Genomic DNA, 24,816 nt, shown 5'->3' with positions numbered 1-24,816 from the left:
GTTACTAATTGTGCCACCATTCTTTGATAAAACATGTGCTTTTTGAAAAGTGTGTCAAAACGAAAAAGCCTTTAAACACTAGTGTTTAAAGGCTTTTGATTTTTAAAGTTTCATTTGAAACCTCTACTGGCGGAGAAAGAGGGATTCGAACCCCCGGACCTGTTACAGTCAACAGTTTTCAAGACTGCCGCATTCGACCGCTCTGCCATTTCTCCAGTATGTCGCTTTCGTTATCTGATTGCGAGTGCAAATATAGGATGCTTTTTCGATTATAAAAACTTTTTCAGCGCTTTTTTTATATATTTTTCCACTCGCTTTTCAAATGCCTAATTATCAGCATTTACGAAAGAAACTTATTCCGCTTTATTATTCTGGATTATCCAAAATTGCCACTGGTTTTTTATTTTCGTCAACCGCAACAAACGAAAAAGTCCCTGAAACTACTGTTTCGCGAAGTTCTGAATACATTTGCTCCATGAAAATATCAACATGAATTTTACAACTTGTTCTTCCAACACTAATAACTTTAGCTACTAATTCGATTAAAGTTCCTGCAGGAATTGCTTTTTTAAAATCAATTTGCCCTGTAGATATCGTCACTACTTTCTTTCGGCTAAATCTGGTAGCGCATATAAACGCAACTTCATCCATAAGATGAAGCGCTGTTCCTCCAAATAAAGTATCATAATGATTCGTTGTACTCGGAAAAACTGCTTTAAAAATACGTGTTTCAGATTTTATAACTCTTTCTTCAAATGTTTCCATATTACTTAGTAACTTACATATTCTGTTATTTCAAGTCCGTAACCTATCATACCAACACGTTTTGTTTGTTCTGTATTTGATACTAATCGAATTTTAGAAATATCAATATCATGTAAAATCTGCGCTCCAATACCATAATCTTTACTATCAATGATTATTTTTGGTGCTTTCATCACTCCTTGAGACTGTAACATTTTAAGCTCTGTAATACGACTCAATAAGTTTACAGCTTGCATATCCTGATTAATAAACAACACTGCCCCTTTTCCATTCTCATTAATAACCTTGAACATATCGTCTAATTGTTGTTCTGGATTATTAGTCAAGGTACCCAACAAATCATTATTTACTTGTGAAGAATTAATTCTTGTAAGGATTGATTCTCCTAAGCTCCAATTACCTTTAGTCAATGCAATATGGATTTGCTTGTTGGTAGTTTGCTCATAAGCTCTTAAACGGAACGTTCCGAAACGAGTCTCTATATCAAAATCTTCTTTTTTTACAATCAAACTATCGTGTTGCATTCTATAAGCAACTAAGTCTTCGATAGAAACCAACTTCAAATTAAATTTTTTAGCTACCTCTACAAGCTCAGGCAAACGAGACATTGTTCCGTCTTCATTTAAAATCTCACAAATTACTCCCGCTGGTTTAAATCCAGCTAATCTTGCAAAATCTATAGCTGCTTCAGTATGCCCTGTTCTTCTTAAAACTCCACCCTGTTTAGCAACTAAAGGAAAAATATGCCCTGGTCTTGCTAATTCATGTGGTTTAGTATTAGGATCTGTCAATGCCAATACAGTTTGTGACCTATCAGCTGCAGAAATCCCTGTAGTTACTCCATTTCCTTTTAAATCTACCGAAACTGTAAAAGCAGTTTCCATATGATCTGTATTATTAGTAACCATTGGCTTCAAATCCAACTCTTTACAACGGCTTTCAGTTAATGGCGCGCAAATTAATCCACGCCCATGTGTTGCCATGAAATTAATCATTTCTGGAGTTACTTTTTCAGCAGCAGCAAGAAAGTCACCTTCATTTTCACGATCTTCATCATCTACTACAATAATTACCTGTCCTTGACGAATAGCTTCAATTGCCTCTTCAATAGTGTTAAGTTGTATTTTATTTGTTGACATAGTTAGGTTTTGTTTTGAGAAGAAATAAACCTCTCAGAGAATTTTTTAAATAACTTATTTAATGGCGCCAAAACAGCATCCATGCTTATTAACCCAATATCGTTTGTAGCACGATACGTTAATAAAACAGCCAGTGGCGTAAGTATAAAAGTTGACATCCATGCTCCCATAAAAGGACTCAATCCGTCTTCTTGTGAAATTCTTTTTCCGAAAGTATTGATAAAGTGAAAAGTAATAAATATCAAAACTGCAAAAACTATTGGTAAACCAAGTCCTCCTTTACGGATAATTGCTCCAAGTGGCGCACCAATAAAAAACATTAAAAAGCAAGCAAAAGCAATTACAAATTTCTCATAAAGTGCTGTAAGATGTCGGTTAATATTTCGTTGTTTTTCTTTTAATTCATTTTTAGTAGTATCTATAGAATACATTGTACTCGTTAGGTTACTACTTGCTACTTTAAGTATTTCTACTTTTTTATCATTGGTGTAAAGTGATAAAAGATCATTAGGTAGCGGTTTTTTGTTTTTATCCAACTTAATAATTGGAAGTCCTTTGGCAATACCCACCTTTTGATTAATATTTTCCGAAAAGGAAATTATTTCGTTGTCTAAGTTTTTAGTTAATGAATCTAAAGTATAGCGTAATTCACTAGCATTAAGCATTCCATTTGTATTACCAACATCTTGATTATCCTCTACTTTATTTAATTCAGATAAATCGATGTTGATAATTTGTTTTTTAAACGCTCCTTTTATAAAAGGCATTTTACTTCTATCTTCGTATTTCTTAGGTGTTACATCTTGATAATAATAACCATCATTAAGTACTAGCTGAAGAATACTAGATTTATCATTACTTATTAATTCACCTGTTTTAGATTTAATAACCGTTTTGTTTTCACCGCTATTATTTGCTTTTTCATGAATAGTTACTCCGGTAAGATTATTACCGTTTGCACCTGATTTTTTATTTACTTTAATATTATAAAAACCAACATCGCTAAATTGTCCTTCAGCTATAGCCATTGCAGGCTTAGCTTGCGCGATACTTTTTCTAAAGTTAATAAACTTATATTCGGCGTATGGGATAACATTATTTGCAAAAAAGAAGGCAACTATACTTAAAAAGCATATAAACACAATTAAACCTCTCATGGCACGCTGTAGCGAAATCCCTGAAGCTTTCATTGCAGCAAATTCATAGTTTTCAGCTAGATTTCCAAACGTCATAATTGAAGCTAGCAAAACCGATAATGGCAACACCAACGGAACAATCCTCGGCATCGAAAACAACAAGAATTTAACGATTAGAATTAAATCCAAATCTTTACCTGCCAGCTCGGCTATAAACAACCAAACAGTTTGAAGAATGAATATAAAAAATAGAATTACAAATACAGTAGTAAATGTAAGAAGGAAAGTCTTTAATAAGTATTTGTCTAAAATTTTCAACCCGTAATTAGTCTAGTTTATTGATATAGTAATTTGGATATTTACTTTGCACAAAGGTAAACTGATTTTTTGATAATGGCTGATTGGTTTTAAAAGAATTAACGGTTAATGTAGTTTTTGTTCCGTTCTTACCCATTTCAATTAAGTTATAAATATGCTTTGTCTGTACATCGATCCCTAAAAGAATCTCTTTACGTTGATCTTTAGCACTTGTAGGGTTTAATTTAATATATTGAATTTTTCTTCCTTTTACGTTCTGAACAATATCCATTGCATACTTGTAACCAGAATTAAAGAATGTCAACATTTTTGAAGGCGTAATCGCATTATCATCTTTTTCGTTGACTTTAGAAATTGTAATTTCCTCATCTTCAGGAACAATTGTGTATGTTTTTTGTCCGTCGAATATTTTGGTAACACCCATAAAATTCAATACAAACTGATTTCCTTTTATCGTTACATTTCCTTTACTGTCCTGATTAATATTTTCTTTGGCATTATTCAGGGTATACTTAAAATCAATTACAATATTATCGTAACTTTTTACTTTTGCAGTTACTTGATCCAATAGTTCTTTGGCTTTTTTATCTTGAGCCTGAATAGAAAAAGTAACAAGGAATAAAAAAACAATTTGAAAAACCTTTTTCGTCAGGCTGTTTGCATTATTATTTTTGAAGTTTTGAATCGTTGATTTCATGATTTAATTATTTTGTTCATTGTTAAAAAATTGATCAAGAGAACTTAAATCTAAAATATTCACACTTCTAGCTTTACTACCTTCAAAAGGACCAACAATTCCTGCAGCTTCTAATTGATCTATCAATCGACCTGCACGATTATAACCTAGCTTTAATTTTCTTTGTAATAATGAAGCCGAACCTTGTTGAGCATTTACAATTATCTCAGCTGCCTCTCTAAATAAAGTATCTCTTTCGGAAATATCCATATCAAGATTAATGCCACTTTCTTCCCCAAGAACCTCTGGAAGTAAATAAGCTGTTGCATATGCTTTTTGTGAACCTATAAAATCAGTGATTTTTTCAACTTCTGGTGTATCAATAAACGCACATTGTACACGAACCACATCATTTCCATTAGAGTATAATAAATCTCCACGCCCTATTAATTGGTCTGCTCCTTGTGTATCCAAAATTGTACGCGAATCTATTTTTGAAGTAACCCTAAAGGCTATTCTCGCAGGGAAATTTGCTTTTATCAAACCTGTAATTACGTTTACCGAAGGTCTTTGAGTTGCAATTATCAAATGTATTCCAATAGCACGTGCCAATTGTGCCAAACGTGCAATAGGAACTTCTACTTCTTTTCCAGCAGTCATAATTAAATCGGCAAACTCATCGACTACCAAAATAATATAAGGTAAAAATCGGTGTCCTGCTTCTGGATTTAATTTTCTTCCTTTAAATTTATCATTGTATTCTTTAATATTTCGAACCATTGCATCTTTTAATAAAGAATAACGGTTATCCATTTCAACACAAAGTGAATTCAGCGTATTCACAACTTTTGCATTATCGGTAATAATAGCATCGTCAATATCTGGAAGCTTAGCCAAATAATGTCTTTCTATTTTATTAAATAATGTTAACTCCACTTTTTTAGGATCCACCAAAACGAATTTTACTTCGGCTGGATGTTTCTTGTACAATAATGAAGTTAAAACTGCATTTAATCCTACCGATTTTCCTTGCCCAGTAGCTCCTGCCATCAATAAGTGAGGCATTTTTGCTAAATCAACAACAAATGTTTCATTAGAAATTGTTTTCCCCAAAGCAATTGGCAATTCCATTTCGGCTTCTTGAAATTTAGCCGAACCAATAACACTTTTCATCGAAACCATTGTCGGATTCTTATTAGGAACCTCAATACCAATAGTTCCTTTTCCTGGAATTGGCGCAATAATACGAATTCCTAATGCCGACAACGACAAAGCAATATCATCTTCTAAACTTTTAATTTTCGAAATACGAATTCCTGCTTCTGGTACAATCTCATACAATGTTACTGATGGACCTACTGTAGCTTTAATCTGTGCGATTTCGATTTTATAATTTCGAAGCGTATCTACAATTTTATTTTTATTTTCTTCTAATTCTTCCTGGTTGATTGTAATTCCACCAGTTGAATATTCTTTTAATAAGTCGATTGTTGGAAACTTATAATTAGACAAATCTAAAGTAGGATCAAACAATCCAAAATCGGCAACTAATCGTGATGCCAAATTTTCTTCGATTATATCTTCTTCTGGAGCTTGCTCTATCACAAAAGACTCTGTATGTGGAACTGCTTCCTTTGATGCAGGAGCAATATCCATTTTTATTGGCTTTAAAGCCGGATCCAAATTAATTTCGGATGAATGAGCAATAGTTGGTTTTAAGGCCTCTTTGTTAATTTCAAATTGAGAATCCGGTGTTTTTAAATGAATCTCATCTAATTCATCATTTTCTTCAATTGCAAATTCTTCTAAGTTATAAGCACCTTTCTCTGTTTTTAAAGACGGTACCGAATTTAAATCGGAGCGAATCTCTCTTTTGGTATTATCAAAAAACGACTGAATCTTATCGGGTGATATTTTGATTTTAAAAATTAAATAGATTATCAACCCAAAAAGCAAGCTCAATAAAGTTCCTGTCTTACCTATATAATCTTGTAAAAACAAGTTTAGCTCATAGCCTATCGTTCCTCCTAATTCTGGAGCCGATGTAGCAAAAAAACCAAACAATACCGATATAATAATAATTACAAACAGATCCCAAAACCAAATATTCTTGAGTTTTTTTATTGAAAGCTCCAATATCAAAAACATTCCTGTTAAGAAAAACAGACGAACAAATATAAATGCTGCTAAACCAAATCCTTGATAAATCAATAAATCTGCTAGAGAAGCTCCAAATTTTCCAAGCCAATTCTGCACAGGCTCGCTTCGATCTCCAACTGCTGACAATGCACTCTGATCCGTTTGTCCGTAGATATAAAAGGAAATAAAAGCAACCAATAATGCAACTGAAAATAATACCAAAAGGCATCCCAAAACAATATTATGCTGTTTGGTCATTTTCCAAGACGTAATAGCCCCAGATTTTGATTTATTTTTATTGTCTACTGTTTCTTTTTTTGTTGTTTTTGCCATTCTTATTTTAGGTGCTAATCGCTTATATATTTTTTATATATGGTATATATATTGTCAATCCGATTGCTATTGCGGTCATTGCAGCAAAAAATACTGCGCCCGCAGCAATATCTTTGATAAAACCGATTCTTTCATGATAATTTGGATGAATAAAATCGGCTACTTTTTCTACAGCCGTATTTAATCCTTCCACACTTAATACTAATCCTATTGCTAAAATTTGAAAAAGCCATTCGGTACTTGTTATATGGAAATAAAAACCTGCAATAGTCATTATAATTCCTAACGAAAATTGTACCATAACGCTATGCTCGGTGCTTATTAGCTTTAAAGCACCTTTGTAAGCATAAGTAACGCTTTTTAATCTTCCTTTTAAAAAAGTATTATCTTTTTGAAACTCCATCCTTACGATTTATAGTGCAGCTAGTGCAGCTTCGTAATTAGGCTCGTTTGCAATTTCTGCAACTTGCTCTGTATGGGTAACTTTACCGTTTTCATCAACAACTATAATTACTCTTGAGTGTAATCCTGTTAATGGTCCGTCTACAATTTCTAATCCGTTTGCTTTACCAAAAGCTCCTGCTTGAAAATCTGATAAATTAACTACATTTTCTAATCCTTCAGCACCACAAAAACGTTTTTGAGCAAAAGGTAAATCTCTTGAAATACATAATACTGTAGTATTCTCAAGGTTACTTGCATTTTCGTTAAATTTCCTAACTGAAGTTGCGCAAGTTCCTGTATCGATACTTGGAAATATATTTAAAACTAATTTTTTTCCTGCAAAATCACTCAATGAAGCAACCGAAAGGTCGTTCTGTACTAATTTAAAATCAGCTAGTTGTGAACCAACTTTTGGTAATTCGCCTGAAGTATGAATTGGATTTCCTCCTAATGTTATTGATGCCATGATGTTTGTTTTTTTATGAGGTTCAAAAGTAATGATTAAAATTTGAATCTAAAAGAATTTATTAAGCGTTTAGGATTGTTTCGTAATGTGAATTTGTCTTTGCCATTGCTAGAAGATAGCTTTGTCAAAGTTTTGAACTTTGACAAAGCTTGGGCTAAAACTTTGTGTGATTTTGATTGTGGAGATGCACTGCGGTGCATCTCCACAGTTGTGATATCATTACTAATTTTATTTAATCGTATATGCTCTATTCTAGATCTAGCTTATACTCTACTTCTCTTCACTTTCTTCTATTCTCTTTCTTCTATTCTCTTTCTTCTATTCTCTTTCCTCTATTCTCTTTCTTCTATTCTCTTTCTTCTATTCTCTTTCTTCTATTCTCTCCGCGAGAGGGATGGTCGCTGGCTACCTAAGTAGCGCAAACAGCCCGACAGCATTAAGGAAAGGGGCGTATATAGATTTGTGTGATTTGCCCCTTTTCTTAATGCTGGCTCGCCCAAAACTTGGTTATATCCAATAAAAAAACGCACCCCGTAAAGAATGCGTTTTTAGATAACAATTGTTTTTTTAACTATTTTTGCTAAATCAACTATTTATCGATTGACCCCAAAACACGTTTCATAAACGTATTCAAAGCTTCCTTTTTATCAGTTCCCTGAACTACCATTTTATGTACTTCTAATGCACCGTACATATTAGAAATTAATTCACCAATTACATCTAATTCTTCATCTTTTAAAGATGGAATTTCAGTCATTGCTTCCAAAACCTCAATAGTTTCAATGATGTAATCCTGATCATTTTCTTCTATAAACTGCGTTAATTGTTTTATTACTGGTAATTTCATTTTTAGACTTCTTAGATATTTAGACATTTTAGATTTTTAGACTTTCTTGGATTTTCAAACAGCATTTATGCAATCTAAAACTATAAGTAAATCTAATAATCTATTTAAGCAATTTCGTTTACTAACTCGATTAAAACTTCTTGTTTATTAGTTTGTGTCTCGTTAACCAGTTTACCATTTACAAAAGTGGCAAATGTTGGTAAATTAGTAACATTTGCTAATTTTCTTGATTCTGGAGAATTTTCAGCATCAACTAAAACAAAAGTTAATCCTTCTTTTTCTGTCGCTAATTTTTTGAATTTTGGCTTCATTATACGACAATTTCCACACCAAGAAGCCGAATATTGCACGACAACTTTCTCATTTTTAGCAACTAAATCCGCTAAAGTATCTTCATTTAATTCGATTAACATAATTCTATTTTTTAAGGTTCAAAGTAACAAAGGTTCAAAGGGACAAAGTTTTATAAACTTCGTAGATAGTCACAACAAAAAAGTTTTGTTGAACTATACTTATGACTCTTTGTAACTTTTTATTTTTTTTAAGATTTAAAGTAGCAAAGGTTCAAAAGAGGAAAGTCTTAAAGACTTTGTTACTCTGTATCTTTGAACCTTTGTACCTTTATTTTAATTAGTTTGCGCTTAAATACTCAGCTGTACTTAATCTATCTGCGCTCATTGCTTCTTTTCCAGCTTCCCAGTTTGCAGGACAAACTTCTCCTTTTTCTTGGATATGCGTGTAAGCATCAACCATACGTAAGTATTCGTTTACGTTACGACCTAATGGCATATCGTTTACACTTTCGTGGAAAATTTTTCCTGTTTCATCAATAAGGTAAGTAGCTCTGTAAGTTACATTTGAACCTTCGATGATAACTGAATCTGTTTCTTCACTGTACTCTGTAGAATCAATATCTAAAATTCCTAAAATGTTAGATAAGTTACGGTTTGTATCAGCCAAGATTGGGTAAGTTACCCCTTCGATTCCACCATTGTTTTTTGGAGTATTTAACCAAGCAAAGTGTACTTCGTTTGTATCACATGAAGCTCCAATTACGATTGTATTTCTTTTTTCAAATTCTGGTAATGCAGCTTGAAAAGCGTGTAATTCTGTTGGACATACAAAAGTAAAATCTTTTGGGTACCAAAACAAAAGTACTTTTTTGTTATTGTTTACTGCTTCTTCAAAAACATTGATTTTCAAATTGTCTCCCATTTCTGAGATGGCATCAATTGCAATACTTGGGAATTTCTTTCCTACTAAAGACATATCTTTCGTTTTTAAGTTAATTATTTATTTGATGCAAAAATAGTACATAAACCCACCTAGAAGCAATAGGATGTGATTATAAATACTTATCTATTAATAAGGTTTAACTATAACGCAACGATATGTTTTCATAAATTACTGAAGCTCAATATTTACAGGCAATTTTCCAACACAATTTTTATTTTCAATAATTTGAATTGCTGCATTTTTTTGAAACTCTACAAAATCCTGATATACTTCAACAAGCCCTAAAGCGTGTTTCGCATTTGGAATAATTGGTAAAGCATATGGATTACCAAAAACGTAAAGAATACATTTTTTTGATTTTAATAATTTGCCTAGTAGTTCTAAAACGGACTCTTCGATATCGAAATTATTAAGTGGCTTTGCTTTTGGTACAAACAAAGAAATGATGATTGTATCAAAGGCTTTTAAATCTTTTTCGACTGAAGTTACAACAGTAGTATCTCCAGCTTTAATTGCAAACTCCGGACTTGATAATTGTGTGTTTAACATTTTGAAGAAATCATTATCCTCCGTTTTATACAAACTTAATTTTGCAAGAGTCTTGTTTTTATGTGCCGCAAAAACAGTCTCAGAATTTGAGTTATCAATTATTTTTGTGATACTATTTTGTGCAATTTTATCATTTAATAGTGCTGTTCTTTCAAAGTCCAAAACTCCTGATCCTATTTCTGCTTGATTAAGAATTCTTGCTTTTTCTTTACATTTCCATATTCTATTAAAGCTCTCTTCTATACGTTCTTGTGAAGCATTTTCTAGAATCGCCTGAATTCCTTCTGGTACATTTTCGGCAAAACACAATACATCGTTTCCTGCATTAAATGCCTCCCACTCTAATTGCCCTTTTACATCATATAATTTAGATACGCTATGCATATTTAATGCATCCGAGATAACTAAACCATCATAACCTAATTGTTCTCGTAATAAGGTTTCGATAATTGGTTTTGATAAAGTTGCTGAGGTATCTTTTCCTGAATTTAAAGCTGGAACTGCTAAGTGCCCAATCATAATCGAATCGACATTATCTTCGATTCCTTTTATAAACGGGTATAATTCGTTTTCTAATAATTCTTGTAGAGTTTCTTTTAAAACAGGTAATCCTAAATGCGAATCGACATTGGTATTACCGTGCCCCGGAAAATGTTTCAGACATCCCAAAACTCCAACATCCGACATTCCTCTTAAATATTCTAAAGCAAAATGTGCCACTTTTTCTTTGTTTTCTCCAAATGAACGGTAACCAATAACTGGATTATCGGGATTATTATTTACATCTGCCAATGGTGCTAGATTATAATGAATTCCAACCGATTTTAAATCTAAGCCAATTTGTTTTCCTACTTCATAAACCAAATGTGATTCACTCTCTGGTAAAGCCCCAAGAGTAATTGCATAAGGATACTGTGGTGTTTTTTCAACACGCATTGCCAAGCCCCATTCGGCATCGATACTTATTAAAAGTGGCGTTGTTGCACATTTTTGAAATCGTTCAATGCGGTCTTTTAGCTGTTTATAACTATCATCATTGAAAACAATTTTTTTATTGCCTTCATAATTTGTTGCTGCACTGGCACGGCTATGAAAAAAAGTAAGTCCGCCAATATTATATTCTCGAATTAAACGTTCTGTTTCCTGAATATTTTCTTCGGTATCATTTATAAAAACTGCAGGAAAGAAAAACTGCCCTACTTTTTGTTGTATTGTTTGTGGTATTTTATTCATTGGTTATAAAGTTTTTTTCATGCATACACTATTATCCATAACATCATAAGGTGGGTAATTTGGGATTATAGCATACTCTTGTTTTTGATATAAAGCAATTGCCTCTGGTTGATTTACGCCTGTTTCTAGAATGGTATATTTATAATCTACTTCGGCTGCCCATATTTCTAACTCCTTTAAAACAGCAGATGCTATTCCTCTTTTACGATAATCAGGATGCACAAACATACGCTTGATTTCGGCAGTATCTTTTTCTTTTTCTCTAAAAGCTCCACAGCCAATAGCTACTTCACCTTCATAAAATACTATCGCGTGTTTTATTGTATCTATATTATTAAACTGATTGTAAAAATCGTGATCTTCTCCATCTCTAATTTTTAAATCCTGATTTAATAAAACAACCAAATTTATAAAGTCAACATCTTCTGAGTTAGTTCTTCTTAATGTAATCATGATGTAAATATTATAAAAATTTATTTTTACTTAAGTTTACTCTTCTTTTTCTTGGCCAGTTGACTTTTTGTGTATAAGGCTTTTTCAAGTCGGTTTTTAAATCGAAATAACTTTGGCATGCCTTCAATTCTATCTTCTTGTGTAATTACTTCGTAAATTAGAATTGCTTTTTCTAATATTCGAATTTCATTATCGATATCATTTTGATTTTTATAAATAGTAGCTAATCTATCGTAAGAATGATTTCCTTTAAATCCTTCATTACTATTTTCTTCGTATAACGCAATTGCTTTCTCAATTTCTCCTGCTTTTTCAAATTCAATTGCTTTCAGGTTTCGTTCAACCTGGATGTTTTCATTGATTTCCATGGGCGTTATATTCTAATTAAATCTTATTCTATCTTCTTACCGAAATCTTTTGGAAAAATTAAAAATCTCGAAAGAATTACTCCTGGTATTGTGGCCAAAAATACCCAAATAAAGAAATTTCCATATCCTAAATATTCCTGAATATAACCACTTACCATTCCTGGCAGCATCATTCCTAAAGCCATAAATCCTGTAGCAATAGCATAATGTGACGTTTTTGATTCTCCTTCTGCAACATAAATTAAGTACATCATAAAGGCTGCAAAACCAAAACCATAACCGAACTGCTCTACAATTACCACTGCATAGATATAATAAACTGACGAAGGATGAAAATAGGACAGCAAGATAAATCCAATTATTGGCAAGTGCATTGTTAAAATCATCGGAAGCATCCATTTAGTAAGACCATGTCTTGATATTGCAATTCCGCCTAATACACCTCCTAGCATCAAAGCAATCAATCCAAAAGTTCCATAAATCAACCCAATATCTTCTGTATCAAGTCCCATACCTCCTTTTAGAACAACTTTTTGAGTTCCTTTATTTGTAACCAGCTGATCTACAAAGTTGATTCTGGCTTTGTTTAAATTCTTATATTCTTTTGGGTCTTTATTTTCTATCTCAGGCAACGGTTTTTTAGTGTTTGCCATTTCTGCCGATATTGGCAATTTAGAATACAGCAATTGTAACTCTGAATCTGATAGTTTTTCTCCGTTGGTAACTTTTGAATTATAAACCTCTAAAGCTTTTATCTGACTTTCATCTGAACCTGATTCAACTAATTCATATTTAATCGGATCTACTAAAAATGGTGTCAGCATTTTCATTAATTGCGATTCCCCTAATCTGAATAACAAGATAAAAGCAAGTACTAAAACAATTTGTTTCTTTCTGAAGAAACTTGCAAAAACTGAAGCAAAACTTTGGTCTGCAATTTCTTTGGCTGTTCCTGGAGTAGTATTTTCTGTTTTAGGTGTAGAAAAATAATTATATGCTGTAATAAGAGCCATTAGCAATCCCACAAAAATCATGGTATATGACCATGCTTTACGATTATCTCCAAATTTATGTTCCAGATAACCTGCTAAAAGCACGATTAATCCATTTCCAGCAAGCATTGAAATTCTGTAAAACGTACTTCTAATTCCCAAGAAAAAAGATTGTTGCTCTTTTGGCAAAACCAACAAATAAAAGCCATCGCTAGCGATATCATTAGAGGCTGAGGCAAAAGCTGCAACCCAAAATATAGCTAACGTTAATATGAAAAAATTATTCAGCGGAATCGTAAGTCCTACTATTAAAAAAGCAATTGAAATAACGAATTGCATCGCCAAAAACCACTTTCGTTTCGTGCCGTGCAAGTCAATAAAAGGACTCCATAAAGGTTTGATAACCCAAGGCAGATATAATAAGCTAGTATAGAGACCAATGTCTTCATTAGTGATTCCTAGATTTTTGTACATTAGTACCGAAACCGAGATAATTACTATGTAAGGAAATCCTGAGGCGAAATTCAATAATGGAATCCAAAACCAAGGCTTATTTTCTGTTTTCATCTGTTATTTCAGCTACATTTACTTTAAAACCTTTTTTTAAATCTATAATAGTTGGAGTACTTTCGTTTGCATAATAATCAATAAAAGTGATTGCACATGCCTTATACTTCTTCATTGTTTTTTCTGAAAGAACAAAATAAATAGAACCGTCTATTTCGTGAACCGTCAATTTATCAATAATTTGAGAAGGATCATTGATATCTATTTTCCCTTCACTTTCGGCTCCATAAACAACTACGTAACGTACTTTAGTATTCAACGGATATTTAACCTTGAAAGAATAATTAATACTATCTTTTACAAACTCGCTTACTGTAGGCACATCAACCACAACCTTTTTAAGATTTGGAACGGCTAATGGAAGCGCTGGATATTTATATTGATTCTCTGCCAAAAGACGTACTACATCCTGATTTTTGTTAATGAGTAGTTTAGCACTAAAATAAGCACTTCCGGTTACATTCTTAAAACTTCTGGCATAATCGACCTGATTTGGGATTTCGGTTGCCAAATTCCAACTTTTATCACTATCAGCTCTAATCTTATACGGACTGTGCCCAATATAAATAGCTGTATTATTAGAATTTTCTGACCACCATTTTACCAATTTAGAATAATTAGCTCTTGGATTATTCATACTCCAGTACAGTTGAGGTATAATGTAATCAATCCACTTTTGATCCATCCATAAAATAGGATCTGCATATAAATCATCATAATTAGACGTCGATTGTGTATCTGAACCTTTTGGATCTTTCGATTTATTACGCCAAACTCCAAATGGGCTAATGCCAAATTGTACCCAAGGTTTACAGCTTTTTATTGTAGTAGAAATAGTTTGAACAAAATTACTTACGTTCGCTCTACGCCAATCAGACAAACTAAGTCCGCTACCATATTTTTTATAAGAGGCTGTGTCGTTAAATTGTTTTCCTGGTATGGTATAAGGGTAAAAATAATCATCAAAATGAATGGCATCGATATCGTAATTCTCAACAACTTCTTCTACAATAGTTGTTAAATGCTCCTGCACTTCGGGCAAAGCAGGATCGTAATATAATTTTCCTCCGTATTCAATCATCCATTCTGGATGTTTTATTACGTCATGGTTTGAGTATAAACTATCTTTTTTTAAGTCAAATGTAGCTCTATAAGGATTCATCCAAGCATGAAACTCAAATCCTCTCATATGCGCTTGTTCAATCATCCATGCCAAAACATCATAATATGGTTTTGGTTCTTGCCCTTCTTTTCCTGTCAAATAACGTGACCAAGGAGCTAGCTTAGTAGGGTAAATAGCGTCGCCAACACTTCGTATCTGCACAATTACAGCATTAAAGTTTAATTTTTTATATGTTTCTAAAATTTCAATATAATCAGCTTTTTGTTTTTCAGTATTATCGACTTTGCTTTTTGGCCAGTCAATATTAACAACGGTAGCAATCCAAACCCCTCTAAACTCGTTTTTAGGATACCGCGATTTTTCCTGAGCACTACCACTCCATCCTAAAAAAATAAAAAATAAAAAAAATAGTATTATGTGCTGATTTTTATGCATTTCAATCTTAATTTATACAGAATCCAAAAATAGTTTTTTTAGTGAAGTATAAAAGATAATTTATTGATAAAATTTATAACGCACAGAAATTTAAACTTTAATACTCACAAATAACATTCCATACTTATCAAACACCTATATATGAATTAGATATAATACTTTTTATTAGTAATCAAATTTGATTTAAAAACGAAGTTCCATTATAGTAAATTCTTGTCCCGATTTAAAAAAAGTGACCTGTGTATCTATCATTTCAAATTTCTCATAAAAAGACTTTTTGTTTACTCTTGCATTACACCAAATTCGCTTTACACCCTTATTTCTAGCTTGTTGTATAATATATTCTAATAGTATTGTTGCATTACCTTTTCCCTGTTCTTCGGTTAATGTTGCTAATTTCCTAAACTGCATTTCCTCATTATCTTCAAAACATGAAACAATAGCGACAAGTTTTGATTCATTATATAATCCAAAATGGATACCTAAATAATCTTCTTTTAATTGTACAAATTCAAAAGGCATGTCTGGCCACATCACTTTATGCCGAATTGCCCATGTTTCTGAAGCTGGAATTTCATTGATTATCATAATTACTTTTTTGATGGACTGAGAATCCAAATTTAGAATTAATTATTTATCTATCTTACACCAATACATGTTTAACTTACAAACTCTTTTACATGTTTTTTTTTACAGAATTAACCTATGTTAAAAACTGGGCCTACAATTTAGTTTTCTTTTTTTGACTCTCAAAAAAAATTATATCCTATTATATTTCAAATAAATACTAGTGATACTACTAAAATTGCTAAAAAAAATAAGCAACAGATATCTTTCGATTTCGGTATATAATAATTAATTTTAATAGCTAATTAATATATCCCCTAATAATCAACAAGTATGAAAAAGCTTTTTTTAATCACACTATTATGTATCAGTGTAAATTCATTTGCACAATTGCTACAATTCGGTCCCATAATTTCTTCTAATATAACTTCAATTTCAACAGATGACTACAACTCTGATAGCTCTGGCACCTCGATAGGCTTTGGTGGATTTGCAAGAGTAAATTTATTGATGCTTTATGGACAAGCTGAATTTGGATACGCACAATCTAAATTTACTGTATCTGAATTAGGAATCGCTAATACAGATTATAAATTATCTGGAACTGAAGCTACATTAATTGTAGGTTACAAAATTGTTCCTTTAGGCAAACTTGGAAATGTTAGAATATTTGGTGGATACAACTGGAAAAATTACTCAAATATAGACAGGAGCAACAACTTAAACTATATCGACGTTGTAAAAAACAACAATAGCCTTCTTGGCGGAGTTGGTGTCGATTTATGGAAATTCACACTAGACTATAGATACTTAGCAGGAGTTACAGATATTGATGCATCTAATTTAAAAGCAAAAACTGCAGTTTCTAATATTAGCTTAGGATTCAAATTCTAAAAACAATTTCATTACATACAACGAGAACCTAATTAAAAATTAAGTTCTCGTTTTTTTTTATCATTTTATTTTAAAAATTAAATAATTTACTGTTTCCCATTATCTTCAAGCTATTTTCTTTTGTATTTTTATAAAATAAAACAACTATTAAAAACTATTTTTAACCTTAATCAATACTAGAATGGGAAAATTTGTCATCACAAAAAGAACTAACGGAGAGTTTCAATTTAACTTAAAAGCCAATAACGGACAAACAATCCTTGCAAGTGAAGGGTATTCAGCAAAAGCAGGTTGCTTAAACGGAATCGAATCAGTAAAAACCAATTCGCAAGATGATTCAAAATTTGATAGAAAAACATCAACTAATGGAAAACCTTATTTTAATTTAAAAGCAACCAATGGTCAAATTATTGGAACTAGCGAAATGTACGAAAGTGTGTCTGCAAGAGATAACGGAATCGAATCGGTAAAAACCAATGCACCTACCGCAACCACAGATGACCAAACTGTTTAATAAATAGTCTAAAATATATTTCCTAAAACCAAAACCACTCTTATCGAGTGGTTTTATTTTTAAGAGCATTTTACTTCGTCATTACGCTTCACTTCTATCAAGTCTCTCACTATCATATCTTTTTCTTTCTAAAAAAAAAGATAAAAAAATACTGTTATAATATTGGCTTAACCTTCCTTTTCCATTAAGAGTTACGAAACAAAACTCAGAATTGATTTAGAATCAAATTTTAAATCACAATCAACTGAGTCAAAGACCTTTTTTACGAATCCTTAACAAAACGTTAAAAGATATAAATTTATTTTTTAAAATAAAAACTAACAATCAGTCAGTTAAAATTATTTTTCGATTACATTTACTAATAAATTTAATATAAATTATGAAAACAGGAGTAGTAAAATTTTACAATGAAGCAAAAGGATTTGGATTCATTACAGAAGAAGGTACAGGACAAGACATTTTTGTTCATGCATCAGGCTTAAAAGAGCAAATTAGTGAAAATGACTCTGTTCAATTTGAAATAGTTGACGGAAAAAAAGGCAAAAATGCAGTTGAAGTTTCAGTAGTTTAATACTGGTTAACATTAAAAATTGCATTAATTACGATTGCCTATTGGTTTAATATGAAGATAAAGAATACTATTCGATACACTCTCAATAATAAAACCCTACAAATCACTCACGACGATTAGCAAAACAAAAAAATCCTGTAAACAATGTTTACAGGATTTTTTTTTATAGAGTTGATAATATCATTAGTATTTACTAAATAAGGAATAATACCTCCATAAAATAACTAATAGCATTCTGCTGCCAAACATCTTTTTATTGTATTTTTGGATTCTTATCAATTCTAATTTTTAAACAAATTAAATACACATTTCATTATCTAATCCATAATTTATCAAAAATATACAGGCTCAATCCTTTAAAACAATAAAAGATTAACATATGCACAAACAAAGAACATCACAACTTTTTCTTTAGTTTTGATTAGTATGTACACCAACCTTTTAAAGGATTATTGTCATCGATTAAACAGCTCGATACACAAGCAAACCATATTTGAGATCTAATTACATATATGATAATAAAAACATATCCGTTTACAAAAATTTCAATACAGACGTACTTTTTACTCCTCTAAGAACAAATAAAACGATTAATCCCATTTCACAATGAAAAGACTTTCCCTTAATTATTTTTTACTACTTATTTTAGTAACTATTGTAACTAAAAGCAATGCTCAATCTTTTCACATGACTGCATTAGATGCCTATTGGGAAATGATCGAGCCTTTAAAAAAAGGAGATTCTCTCTCTCTGAAAACTTGGGATAAATTTCTAAATTTAGAACCCAATCAAATTTACATAAAGAATCAAGGTTTTGACAAAGCTTATCTAGAAAGATTAAGAAGAAGTATTCAAGTAGTCTATATGCCACAAAATGCAGAAATCTTAAAGAAAAGAGTTCTTGCTATTGAGAAAGATCCTTCAACATACTGGCTCACTTACAAGGTGTACGTATACAAAATACACGAAAAAGAGCTAAAAGATTTTCAGCAAAAGTTAGTTTCACCTGATTACTTACCTCTAATTTATAAAAACAGTTTTAGCTGGCTTCCAAAATACCTTCAAAAAAAAGACGACACAGTTAATATTTACTTACTCGGTATAGAAAATGATGCTATTGCAGGAAGCGGAACCGTAATTGCTACTTTATGGAATTTATATAATGCTGATATAATTCAAACAGGTGCCTTATTGGGTCATGAAATGCATCATGTTTTAAGAAAACCTTTTCATTTTAAAGTAGAAGAGCAAGATCAGGGTCTTATGTATTTCTTGAACGTTGTTTTAAACGAAGGAACTGCAGATATGATTGATAAACCTACTAATCTAGCTAATCAAAATACTTTGCCTTTTGGCTTAGGTCTTACAGATTTTTTAATCCCACAAGCCGACAGCATTGTAACACAAGCCGACAAAAATATAGTGGCAATGCAAAAGTCCAACGGAAAACTTTTTAAAACCGAAAAAGATTATAGAAATCTTGTACAATGGACAAGTGGACATAAACCAGGATATTTCATGGCTGACATTATCGTAAGAAATGGGTATAGAAATCAGTTACTTGAAAATATTCAAAACCCTTTTAAATTTATCTACCTTTATAATAAAGCGGCTAATAAAGATGCTAAAAACCCTCCTGTTTTTACTGATGATGCTATAAAATATATTAAGATAATGGAGAAAAAATATTGGTCCACAAAATCAAATTAATTATTCTTTAATACCTTAATCTGATTAATTTCTAAAAAAACACCTTATAGCTTTATACTCAATAAAAAAAGGGAAGATATATTTAAATATCTTCCCTTTTTTGTGGAGTCGCCGAGAATCGAACTCGGGTCCAAACAAGCAATTAAAGAGCTTTCTACACGCTTATTTCCTGATTAAATTTTCGATATTGTGCTTGGCCAGGAACAGCCACACAATACTTATCTTCTTAATTTCGAAATCCACCCGAAGCTCATGGAAATCTAGGTTTATTTTTACGGTTCCCCTGTATTGACCGCCACAAACCAAGGCTTTCAAGGAGAATCCAGCTTTCCTATCTGATAGGAACGTGGCTTAATCGTACTATAATTCGGATTATGCAGCTAAAGCGTAGTTATTTTCGCCGTGTAAAAGTGTTGAGATCTTATATTTACGAGCAAGGTCTCAATGCTCGACGTGCTTACTGTTCAATTCGACTTGCTGTCAAAACCAGTCGACCCCATTTCTTTTCAATAAAAATTGAGATTGCAAAATTACGCTTTTTGAGTTATCAATCGAAATTAATTTTCAAAAAATATTCGATTTAATTTTAGCACCTCAATCTGCAACCTAAATATTAGTCGAGATCTTTAAAAACAAAAGGATAATCTCCAAAAATTGGTGCCAATTTACGAACTGCATATGTTTTGCGAGTAAACTTATTAGACAACGCTATGATAGTAACATTTTCTTTTTGAAGCGTTATATAAGATGAAGTATTTCCGTGCCACCATCCGTTATGAAAATAAAAATGTTGTCCTGAATACCAATTAATCATTCGAATACCCAGCCCATAGTTTTTTTCGCCCTTGCGCTCATTACTATATCCATCATAAACTTGTTTTAGCAACTCTGGTTTTAAAAAATCAGGAGCATTTCTGGCTCTATCAAATTTTAATAAATCACGAGGAGTTGAATAAATATTCTTATCCCCATAAACAGCATCTAGATAATCTATTCCAATTTCAACATTATTTCCTTTATATGATGGAACGGCTGTTTTTCTGTCTTTATCAATATCAAAAACATAAGTATGCGTCATTCCCAAAGGCTTAAAAATCATTTGAGTCATTGCATCTTTATAGCTAAGTCCTGTTATTTTCTCAATAATTAGAGCTAACATCGCATAATTAGTATTACAATAGGTAAAACGGGTATCGGTTTTATACTCTAAGCCAATATCTTTCGTAGCCATGATATTCAAAATATCCTGATTGGTTAATTGATTATGTCTATCCCAAATAGTTTTATCCTTGTCTGTAAAATAGGCATAATTACGCATACCGCTTCTATGGTTTAACAACATCCTTACTGTAATATCTGGATAAGGAAATGTCTTTAAAATGGTATTTACTTTTTGATCTAAATCAATTTTCCCTGCATTTACCAACTTTAAAACTGCAGTTGCTGTAAGTACTTTACTAACCGAAGCAATATGCAACGGCGTATTCATATCTATCTCCGTTTTTTGATTTTTATTGGCGTAACCTTCATACTTTTCATAGATAATCTCGCCATTTCTTGCTACCAAAAAACCTCCATTCATGGTATTATTTGGCCAATTTTTATTATAAAAATAATCAACTTTACCTTTAATGGCTGCTACATAATTTGCAGGTAGTTTTTTTTCATGAAGCAATGGCTTCATTTTAGGGAGAGTATCTTCTAAATTTTCGGCAAGAGCTGCATTCGTATTTTTATCTTTTCCACAAGAGCTTAAAACTAAAATAAGGAAAAGGATTTGTGGTATATTTGCTTTTTTAATGAAATTCATGAGTTGGATTCTAGGGAAACAAATATATAGAATTGAATACTTTTGTTTATTTGCCTTTTTAGATGAATTTTTAGATTTTAACACAGTTTTAAGCTTAATTTTCACTAGCCTATTGAACATCAGGCTATAATAAAATCAGCCTCAATATTTTTTAAAAAAAACAACAAAATTTTAACTATATTTGTTATATTTCAAACAAATTGAACCGATAAAGTTATATTTATACAACGTTTAAACAGCAATAAATGAAATTTGGAATTATAAAAGAAAGAAAAAACCCACCAGACAGAAGGGTTGTATTTGCTCCTAATGAACTGGCTCGACTTAAGCAACTTTATCACGAAGCTACTGTAGCTGTAGAAAGTTCAGACATTCGAATTTTTACTGACATTCAGTACAAAAGCTTGGGAATAACTGTTACCAACGATGTTTCGGATTGTGATGTATTATTTGGAGTAAAAGAAGTTCCTATCGAAAATTTAATTTCAGACAAGGCTTATTTTTTCTTTTCACACACTATAAAGAAACAGCCCTATAATCGAAAATTATTACAAGCTATTTTAGCAAAAAATATTGAATTATACGATCACGAAACCATTGTGAACTCTCATAATCAGAGATTAATTGGATTTGGTAAATACGCTGGTATCGTTGGTGTATACAACGGTATTCGTGCTTTCGGAATTAAATTTGAATTGTTCAAGTTACCTAAAGCTGAAACCTTATCTGGCAAAGAGGCGCTAATTACTCATTTAAAACGTATTACTCTTCCTCCATTAAAGTTTGTAATTACTGGTACTGGTAAAGTTGGTACGGGAGCTAAAGAAATCCTTGATGCTATTAAAATAAAAGAGGTAACAATTGATAATTACCTAACAAAAAATTACAGTCAGGCTGTTTATGTTCAACTTGATGTTTTGGATTATAACAAACGTAAAGATGGTCAACTTTTAGATTATACCGATTTTTACGAACATCCTCAGGAATACGTTTCTGATTTTGAAAAATTCACCAAAGTAACTGATGTTTATTTTACTGGACATTTTCATGCAAATGCAGCGCCAGTGATTTTGACTAGAGAAATGCTTCAATCTAAAGATTGCAAAATAAAAGTCGTTGCCGATATTTCATGCGATGTAAACGGGCCTATTGCCTGCACTCTTCGTTCATCAACAATCGAAGAACCTTTGTATGGTTATTTTCCCGGAGAGAACAAAGAAGTAGATGTTTTTCATCCTGCTGCAATTGTAGTAATGGCTGTAGATAATTTGCCTTGCGAAATCCCAAAAGACGCCAGCGAAGGCTTTGGAGAACTTTTTATGGAGCACGTAATTCCTGCCTTTTTTAACGGTGATAAAGATGGAATTCTACACAGAGCCAAAATAACAGAAAACGGTAAGCTAACGCCACGTTTTAGTTATTTACAAGATTATGTAGACGGGAAATAATTATTAATTGTTTTGATAATTGATAATTATCCTTTGACTCCGCTCGAAGAGAATAATATTCCGCTCTTCGACTCCGCTCAGAGTGACAAAAAAAGAAAACCCTGCAATTTTCATTGCAGGGTTTTTATTTATTACGAATTGCTACAAATTAACAATTCATAATTAACATTTTATAATTATTTAAGGCTTCCAACCATATCTTCTGGTTTTACCCAAGCATCAAAATCTTCTGGTGTTACATATCCTAAACGAACTGCTTCTTCTTTTAGAGTTGTTCCGTTTTTATGTGCTGTTTGAGCTATTTCTGCCGATTTGTAATATCCAATTTTGGTATTTAATGCTGTAACAAGCATTAATGAATTATCTACTAATTCTTTAATACGTTTGTAGTTTGGCTCAATTCCTTGTGCACAATGCTCATCGAATGAAACGCAAGCATCTCCTAATAAACGTGCCGATTGTAAGAAGTTTGCTGCCATTACTGGTTTAAAAACATTTAATTCGTAATGCCCTTGCATTCCTCCTACTGAAATCGCAACATCATTCCCCATAACCTGAGCACAAACCATTGTTAATGCTTCACATTGTGTTGGATTTACTTTCCCTGGCATAATAGATGAACCTGGTTCGTTTTCTGGAATAATAATTTCTCCAATTCCAGAACGTGGCCCTGAAGCTAACATACGAACGTCATTTGCAATTTTATTTAATGAAACTGCCAATTGTTTTAATGCACCGTGAGATTCAACAATTGCATCGTGAGCTGCAAGTGCTTCAAATTTATTCTCGGCTGTTACAAATGGATGTCCTGTGAATTTTGCAATATACTCAGCAACTTTTACATCATATCCTGCTGGTGTGTTTAATCCTGTTCCTACTGCTGTTCCTCCTAAAGCTACTTCTGATAAGTGTGCTAAGGTGTTTTTAACTGCTTTTAAGCCATAAGTTAATTGAGCTGCATATCCTGAAAGTTCTTGCCCCAAAGTAAGCGGTGTTGCATCCATAAGGTGCGTACGCCCAATCTTTACAACATTTTTATATTCTACAGCTTTTGCATGAAGTGTATCTCTTAATTTTTCAACTCCTGGAATTGTGATTTCTACTACTGCTTTGTAAGCAGCAATGTGCATTCCTGTTGGAAAAGTATCATTTGATGATTGAGATTTGTTTACATCATCATTCGCTTTTATAAACTGCTCTCCTTCTCCGATTTCAAATCCTTTAAGAACTTGTGCACGATTAGCAATTACTTCATTTACGTTCATATTACTTTGTGTACCTGAACCTGTCTGCCAGATTACCAATGGAAATTGATCATCTAGTTTACCTGCTAATATTTCGTCACATACTGCAGCAATTGCGTCTCTTTTTTCAACAGGTAAAACACCCAAATCATGATTTGCAAAAGCAGCTGCTTTTTTTAAGTAAGCAAATCCTTCTACGATTTCTTTCGGCATTGATGCTGATGCTCCAATTTTAAAATTATTACGAGAACGTTCTGTTTGTGCACCCCAATATTTTTCTGCTGGAACTTGCACCTCTCCCATGGTGTCTTTTTCTATTCTAAATTTCATTTTAGTGTATTTATGTGTGTTATTATATAAAAATCTAATATTTAATCATGCTACTCTCTAGCCCAGATGGAAGCGGCATCCTTTTTTTGGGGCTTTTTAGACCAAAAAAGATATAGCGGACAGCTGGAAATAGCTCCAGAAACATATTCTAGGCATATTCATTTTAAATTGACCTCAAAAATACGGATAATTACTATTTTATAAAAATTGATTTAGTTTTTTATTGGTAAGAAAAAATATTAGGCATACATTTGTGCCTACATTCAAAAATTCCGGAAAACATGTTTGAATTTTCACAGTATTTAGGCTTTTTACTTTTCTTAACCATTCTAACTATAGGGTTTTGGTTAATGTTTTTTCTTGTAGGTTTCGTTCAATATTGGATTGGCGGAGCTTTATGGGAAATGTATAAAGAAAGAAAAGCAAAGAAAGAGCAATCAATTTAAAATTAATTTGATTACTACATAAAAAAAGGACCCGTTTTCACGAGTCCTTTTTTTTATTTATTA

At 32.1% G+C, this 24,816-nt stretch carries 24 protein-coding genes, 1 tRNA gene and 1 other RNA gene; 6 read left to right on the top strand and 20 right to left on the bottom strand.

Annotated elements, in window-relative coordinates; genetic code table 11:
- Positions 1 to 127: 127 nt before the first annotated feature.
- The 17 genes from OIU80_RS14525 to OIU80_RS14445 form a co-directional block, all read right to left on the bottom strand.
- Positions 128 to 215, bottom strand: a tRNA-Ser gene (locus OIU80_RS14525).
- Between the two features lie 151 nt (positions 216 to 366).
- Positions 367 to 765 carry an acyl-CoA thioesterase gene (locus OIU80_RS14520; protein ID WP_264287709.1) on the bottom strand — a complete coding sequence of 133 codons (399 nt, stop codon included), beginning with the start codon at positions 763 to 765 and terminating at the stop codon, positions 367 to 369.
- Positions 766 to 770: 5 nt separating this feature from the next.
- Positions 771 to 1,904 (bottom strand): 3,4-dihydroxy-2-butanone-4-phosphate synthase, encoded by a 1,134-nt coding sequence (ribB, locus tag OIU80_RS14515; RefSeq protein ID WP_264287708.1) that lies wholly within the window; start codon positions 1,902 to 1,904, stop codon positions 771 to 773.
- A gap of 2 nt (positions 1,905 to 1,906) precedes the next feature.
- Positions 1,907 to 3,358, bottom strand: coding sequence for an LptF/LptG family permease (locus OIU80_RS14510; RefSeq protein ID WP_264287707.1), 1,452 nt, complete (start codon positions 3,356 to 3,358; stop codon positions 1,907 to 1,909).
- Positions 3,359 to 3,365: 7 nt separating this feature from the next.
- Positions 3,366 to 4,055: a LolA family protein gene (locus OIU80_RS14505; protein WP_264287706.1), complete on the bottom strand. Its 690-nt coding sequence runs from the start codon at positions 4,053 to 4,055 to the stop codon at positions 3,366 to 3,368.
- A gap of 3 nt (positions 4,056 to 4,058) precedes the next feature.
- Positions 4,059 to 6,506 carry a DNA translocase FtsK gene (locus tag OIU80_RS14500; RefSeq protein WP_264287705.1) on the bottom strand — a complete coding sequence of 816 codons (2,448 nt, stop codon included), beginning with the start codon at positions 6,504 to 6,506 and terminating at the stop codon, positions 4,059 to 4,061.
- A gap of 22 nt (positions 6,507 to 6,528) precedes the next feature.
- A complete protein-coding gene (locus OIU80_RS14495; protein ID WP_264287704.1) occupies positions 6,529 to 6,909 on the bottom strand; it encodes a diacylglycerol kinase in 381 nt (126 codons plus the stop codon).
- 9 nt (positions 6,910 to 6,918) lie between these two features.
- Positions 6,919 to 7,416 (bottom strand): thiol peroxidase, encoded by a 498-nt coding sequence (gene tpx / locus OIU80_RS14490; RefSeq protein ID WP_264287703.1) that lies wholly within the window; start codon positions 7,414 to 7,416, stop codon positions 6,919 to 6,921.
- Positions 7,417 to 8,005: 589 nt separating this feature from the next.
- Positions 8,006 to 8,263 (bottom strand): DUF6952 family protein, encoded by a 258-nt coding sequence (locus tag OIU80_RS14485; protein WP_035621165.1) that lies wholly within the window; start codon positions 8,261 to 8,263, stop codon positions 8,006 to 8,008.
- Between the two features lie 104 nt (positions 8,264 to 8,367).
- Positions 8,368 to 8,676, bottom strand: coding sequence for a thioredoxin family protein (locus OIU80_RS14480; protein WP_264287702.1), 309 nt, complete (start codon positions 8,674 to 8,676; stop codon positions 8,368 to 8,370).
- A 217-nt stretch (positions 8,677 to 8,893) separates the two neighbouring features.
- Positions 8,894 to 9,532, bottom strand: a complete 639-nt coding sequence (locus OIU80_RS14475) for a peroxiredoxin (RefSeq protein WP_264204532.1) — start codon at positions 9,530 to 9,532, stop codon at positions 8,894 to 8,896.
- A 135-nt stretch (positions 9,533 to 9,667) separates the two neighbouring features.
- A complete protein-coding gene (locus OIU80_RS14470) occupies positions 9,668 to 11,281 on the bottom strand; it encodes a glycoside hydrolase family 3 protein (RefSeq protein WP_264287701.1) in 1,614 nt (537 codons plus the stop codon).
- 3 nt (positions 11,282 to 11,284) lie between these two features.
- Positions 11,285 to 11,734, bottom strand: coding sequence for a GNAT family N-acetyltransferase (locus OIU80_RS14465; RefSeq protein ID WP_264287700.1), 450 nt, complete (start codon positions 11,732 to 11,734; stop codon positions 11,285 to 11,287).
- Positions 11,735 to 11,760: 26 nt separating this feature from the next.
- Complete coding sequence (locus OIU80_RS14460) at positions 11,761 to 12,102, bottom strand: hypothetical protein (protein WP_264287699.1); 342 nt, start codon at positions 12,100 to 12,102, stop codon at positions 11,761 to 11,763.
- A 23-nt stretch (positions 12,103 to 12,125) separates the two neighbouring features.
- Positions 12,126 to 13,661 carry an MFS transporter gene (locus OIU80_RS14455; protein WP_264287698.1) on the bottom strand — a complete coding sequence of 512 codons (1,536 nt, stop codon included), beginning with the start codon at positions 13,659 to 13,661 and terminating at the stop codon, positions 12,126 to 12,128.
- Complete coding sequence (locus tag OIU80_RS14450; protein WP_264287697.1) at positions 13,645 to 15,219, bottom strand: glycoside hydrolase family 10 protein; 1,575 nt, start codon at positions 15,217 to 15,219, stop codon at positions 13,645 to 13,647. Before OIU80_RS14450 ends, OIU80_RS14455 begins: the two co-directional genes overlap by 17 nt.
- Before the next feature lie 183 nt (positions 15,220 to 15,402).
- Entirely contained in the window at positions 15,403 to 15,807 is a 405-nt protein-coding gene (locus OIU80_RS14445) for a GNAT family N-acetyltransferase (RefSeq protein ID WP_264287696.1), read from the bottom strand.
- 312 nt (positions 15,808 to 16,119) lie between these two features.
- Between OIU80_RS14445 and OIU80_RS14440 the strand changes: the two genes are divergently transcribed.
- The 4 genes from OIU80_RS14440 (at position 16,120) to OIU80_RS14425 (ending at position 19,475) form a co-directional block, all read left to right on the top strand.
- Positions 16,120 to 16,680, top strand: coding sequence for a porin family protein (locus OIU80_RS14440; protein ID WP_264287695.1), 561 nt, complete (start codon positions 16,120 to 16,122; stop codon positions 16,678 to 16,680).
- A gap of 181 nt (positions 16,681 to 16,861) precedes the next feature.
- The gene (locus OIU80_RS14435; RefSeq protein ID WP_264287694.1) at positions 16,862 to 17,194 is read left to right on the top strand and encodes a YegP family protein; all 333 of its coding nucleotides are present in this window, start codon (positions 16,862 to 16,864) and stop codon (positions 17,192 to 17,194) included.
- A 379-nt stretch (positions 17,195 to 17,573) separates the two neighbouring features.
- Positions 17,574 to 17,765 carry a cold-shock protein gene (locus OIU80_RS14430; RefSeq protein ID WP_195735747.1) on the top strand — a complete coding sequence of 64 codons (192 nt, stop codon included), beginning with the start codon at positions 17,574 to 17,576 and terminating at the stop codon, positions 17,763 to 17,765.
- Positions 17,766 to 18,371: 606 nt separating this feature from the next.
- Positions 18,372 to 19,475: a DUF5700 domain-containing putative Zn-dependent protease gene (locus OIU80_RS14425; RefSeq protein WP_264287693.1), complete on the top strand. Its 1,104-nt coding sequence runs from the start codon at positions 18,372 to 18,374 to the stop codon at positions 19,473 to 19,475.
- Between the two features lie 100 nt (positions 19,476 to 19,575).
- On the opposite strand, the gene ssrA is transcribed toward OIU80_RS14425, so the two are convergent.
- Together ssrA and OIU80_RS14415 are read right to left on the bottom strand one after the other, a co-directional pair.
- Positions 19,576 to 19,973: a transfer-messenger RNA gene (gene ssrA / locus OIU80_RS14420) on the bottom strand.
- Between the two features lie 115 nt (positions 19,974 to 20,088).
- Positions 20,089 to 21,285 (bottom strand): serine hydrolase domain-containing protein, encoded by a 1,197-nt coding sequence (locus tag OIU80_RS14415; RefSeq protein ID WP_264287692.1) that lies wholly within the window; start codon positions 21,283 to 21,285, stop codon positions 20,089 to 20,091.
- Between the two features lie 245 nt (positions 21,286 to 21,530).
- Between OIU80_RS14415 and OIU80_RS14410 the strand changes: the two genes are divergently transcribed.
- Entirely contained in the window at positions 21,531 to 22,733 is a 1,203-nt protein-coding gene (locus tag OIU80_RS14410) for an NAD(P)-dependent oxidoreductase (protein WP_264287691.1), read from the top strand.
- 176 nt (positions 22,734 to 22,909) lie between these two features.
- On the opposite strand, the gene fumC is transcribed toward OIU80_RS14410, so the two are convergent.
- Positions 22,910 to 24,307 (bottom strand): class II fumarate hydratase, encoded by a 1,398-nt coding sequence (fumC, locus tag OIU80_RS14405; protein ID WP_264287690.1) that lies wholly within the window; start codon positions 24,305 to 24,307, stop codon positions 22,910 to 22,912.
- A 281-nt stretch (positions 24,308 to 24,588) separates the two neighbouring features.
- Here fumC and OIU80_RS14400 point away from each other — a divergent pair, with 281 nt between their 5' ends.
- Positions 24,589 to 24,753, top strand: a complete 165-nt coding sequence (locus OIU80_RS14400; protein ID WP_035621077.1) for a hypothetical protein — start codon at positions 24,589 to 24,591, stop codon at positions 24,751 to 24,753.
- The last annotated feature ends 63 nt before the right edge of the window (positions 24,754 to 24,816 follow it).

The sequence above is a fragment of the Flavobacterium frigoritolerans genome, assembly GCF_025847275.1.
Classification (GTDB): domain Bacteria; phylum Bacteroidota; class Bacteroidia; order Flavobacteriales; family Flavobacteriaceae; genus Flavobacterium; species Flavobacterium frigoritolerans.
Note: the sequence above shows the minus strand (reverse complement) of the source record. Positions and strands in the feature narration are given on the sequence as shown.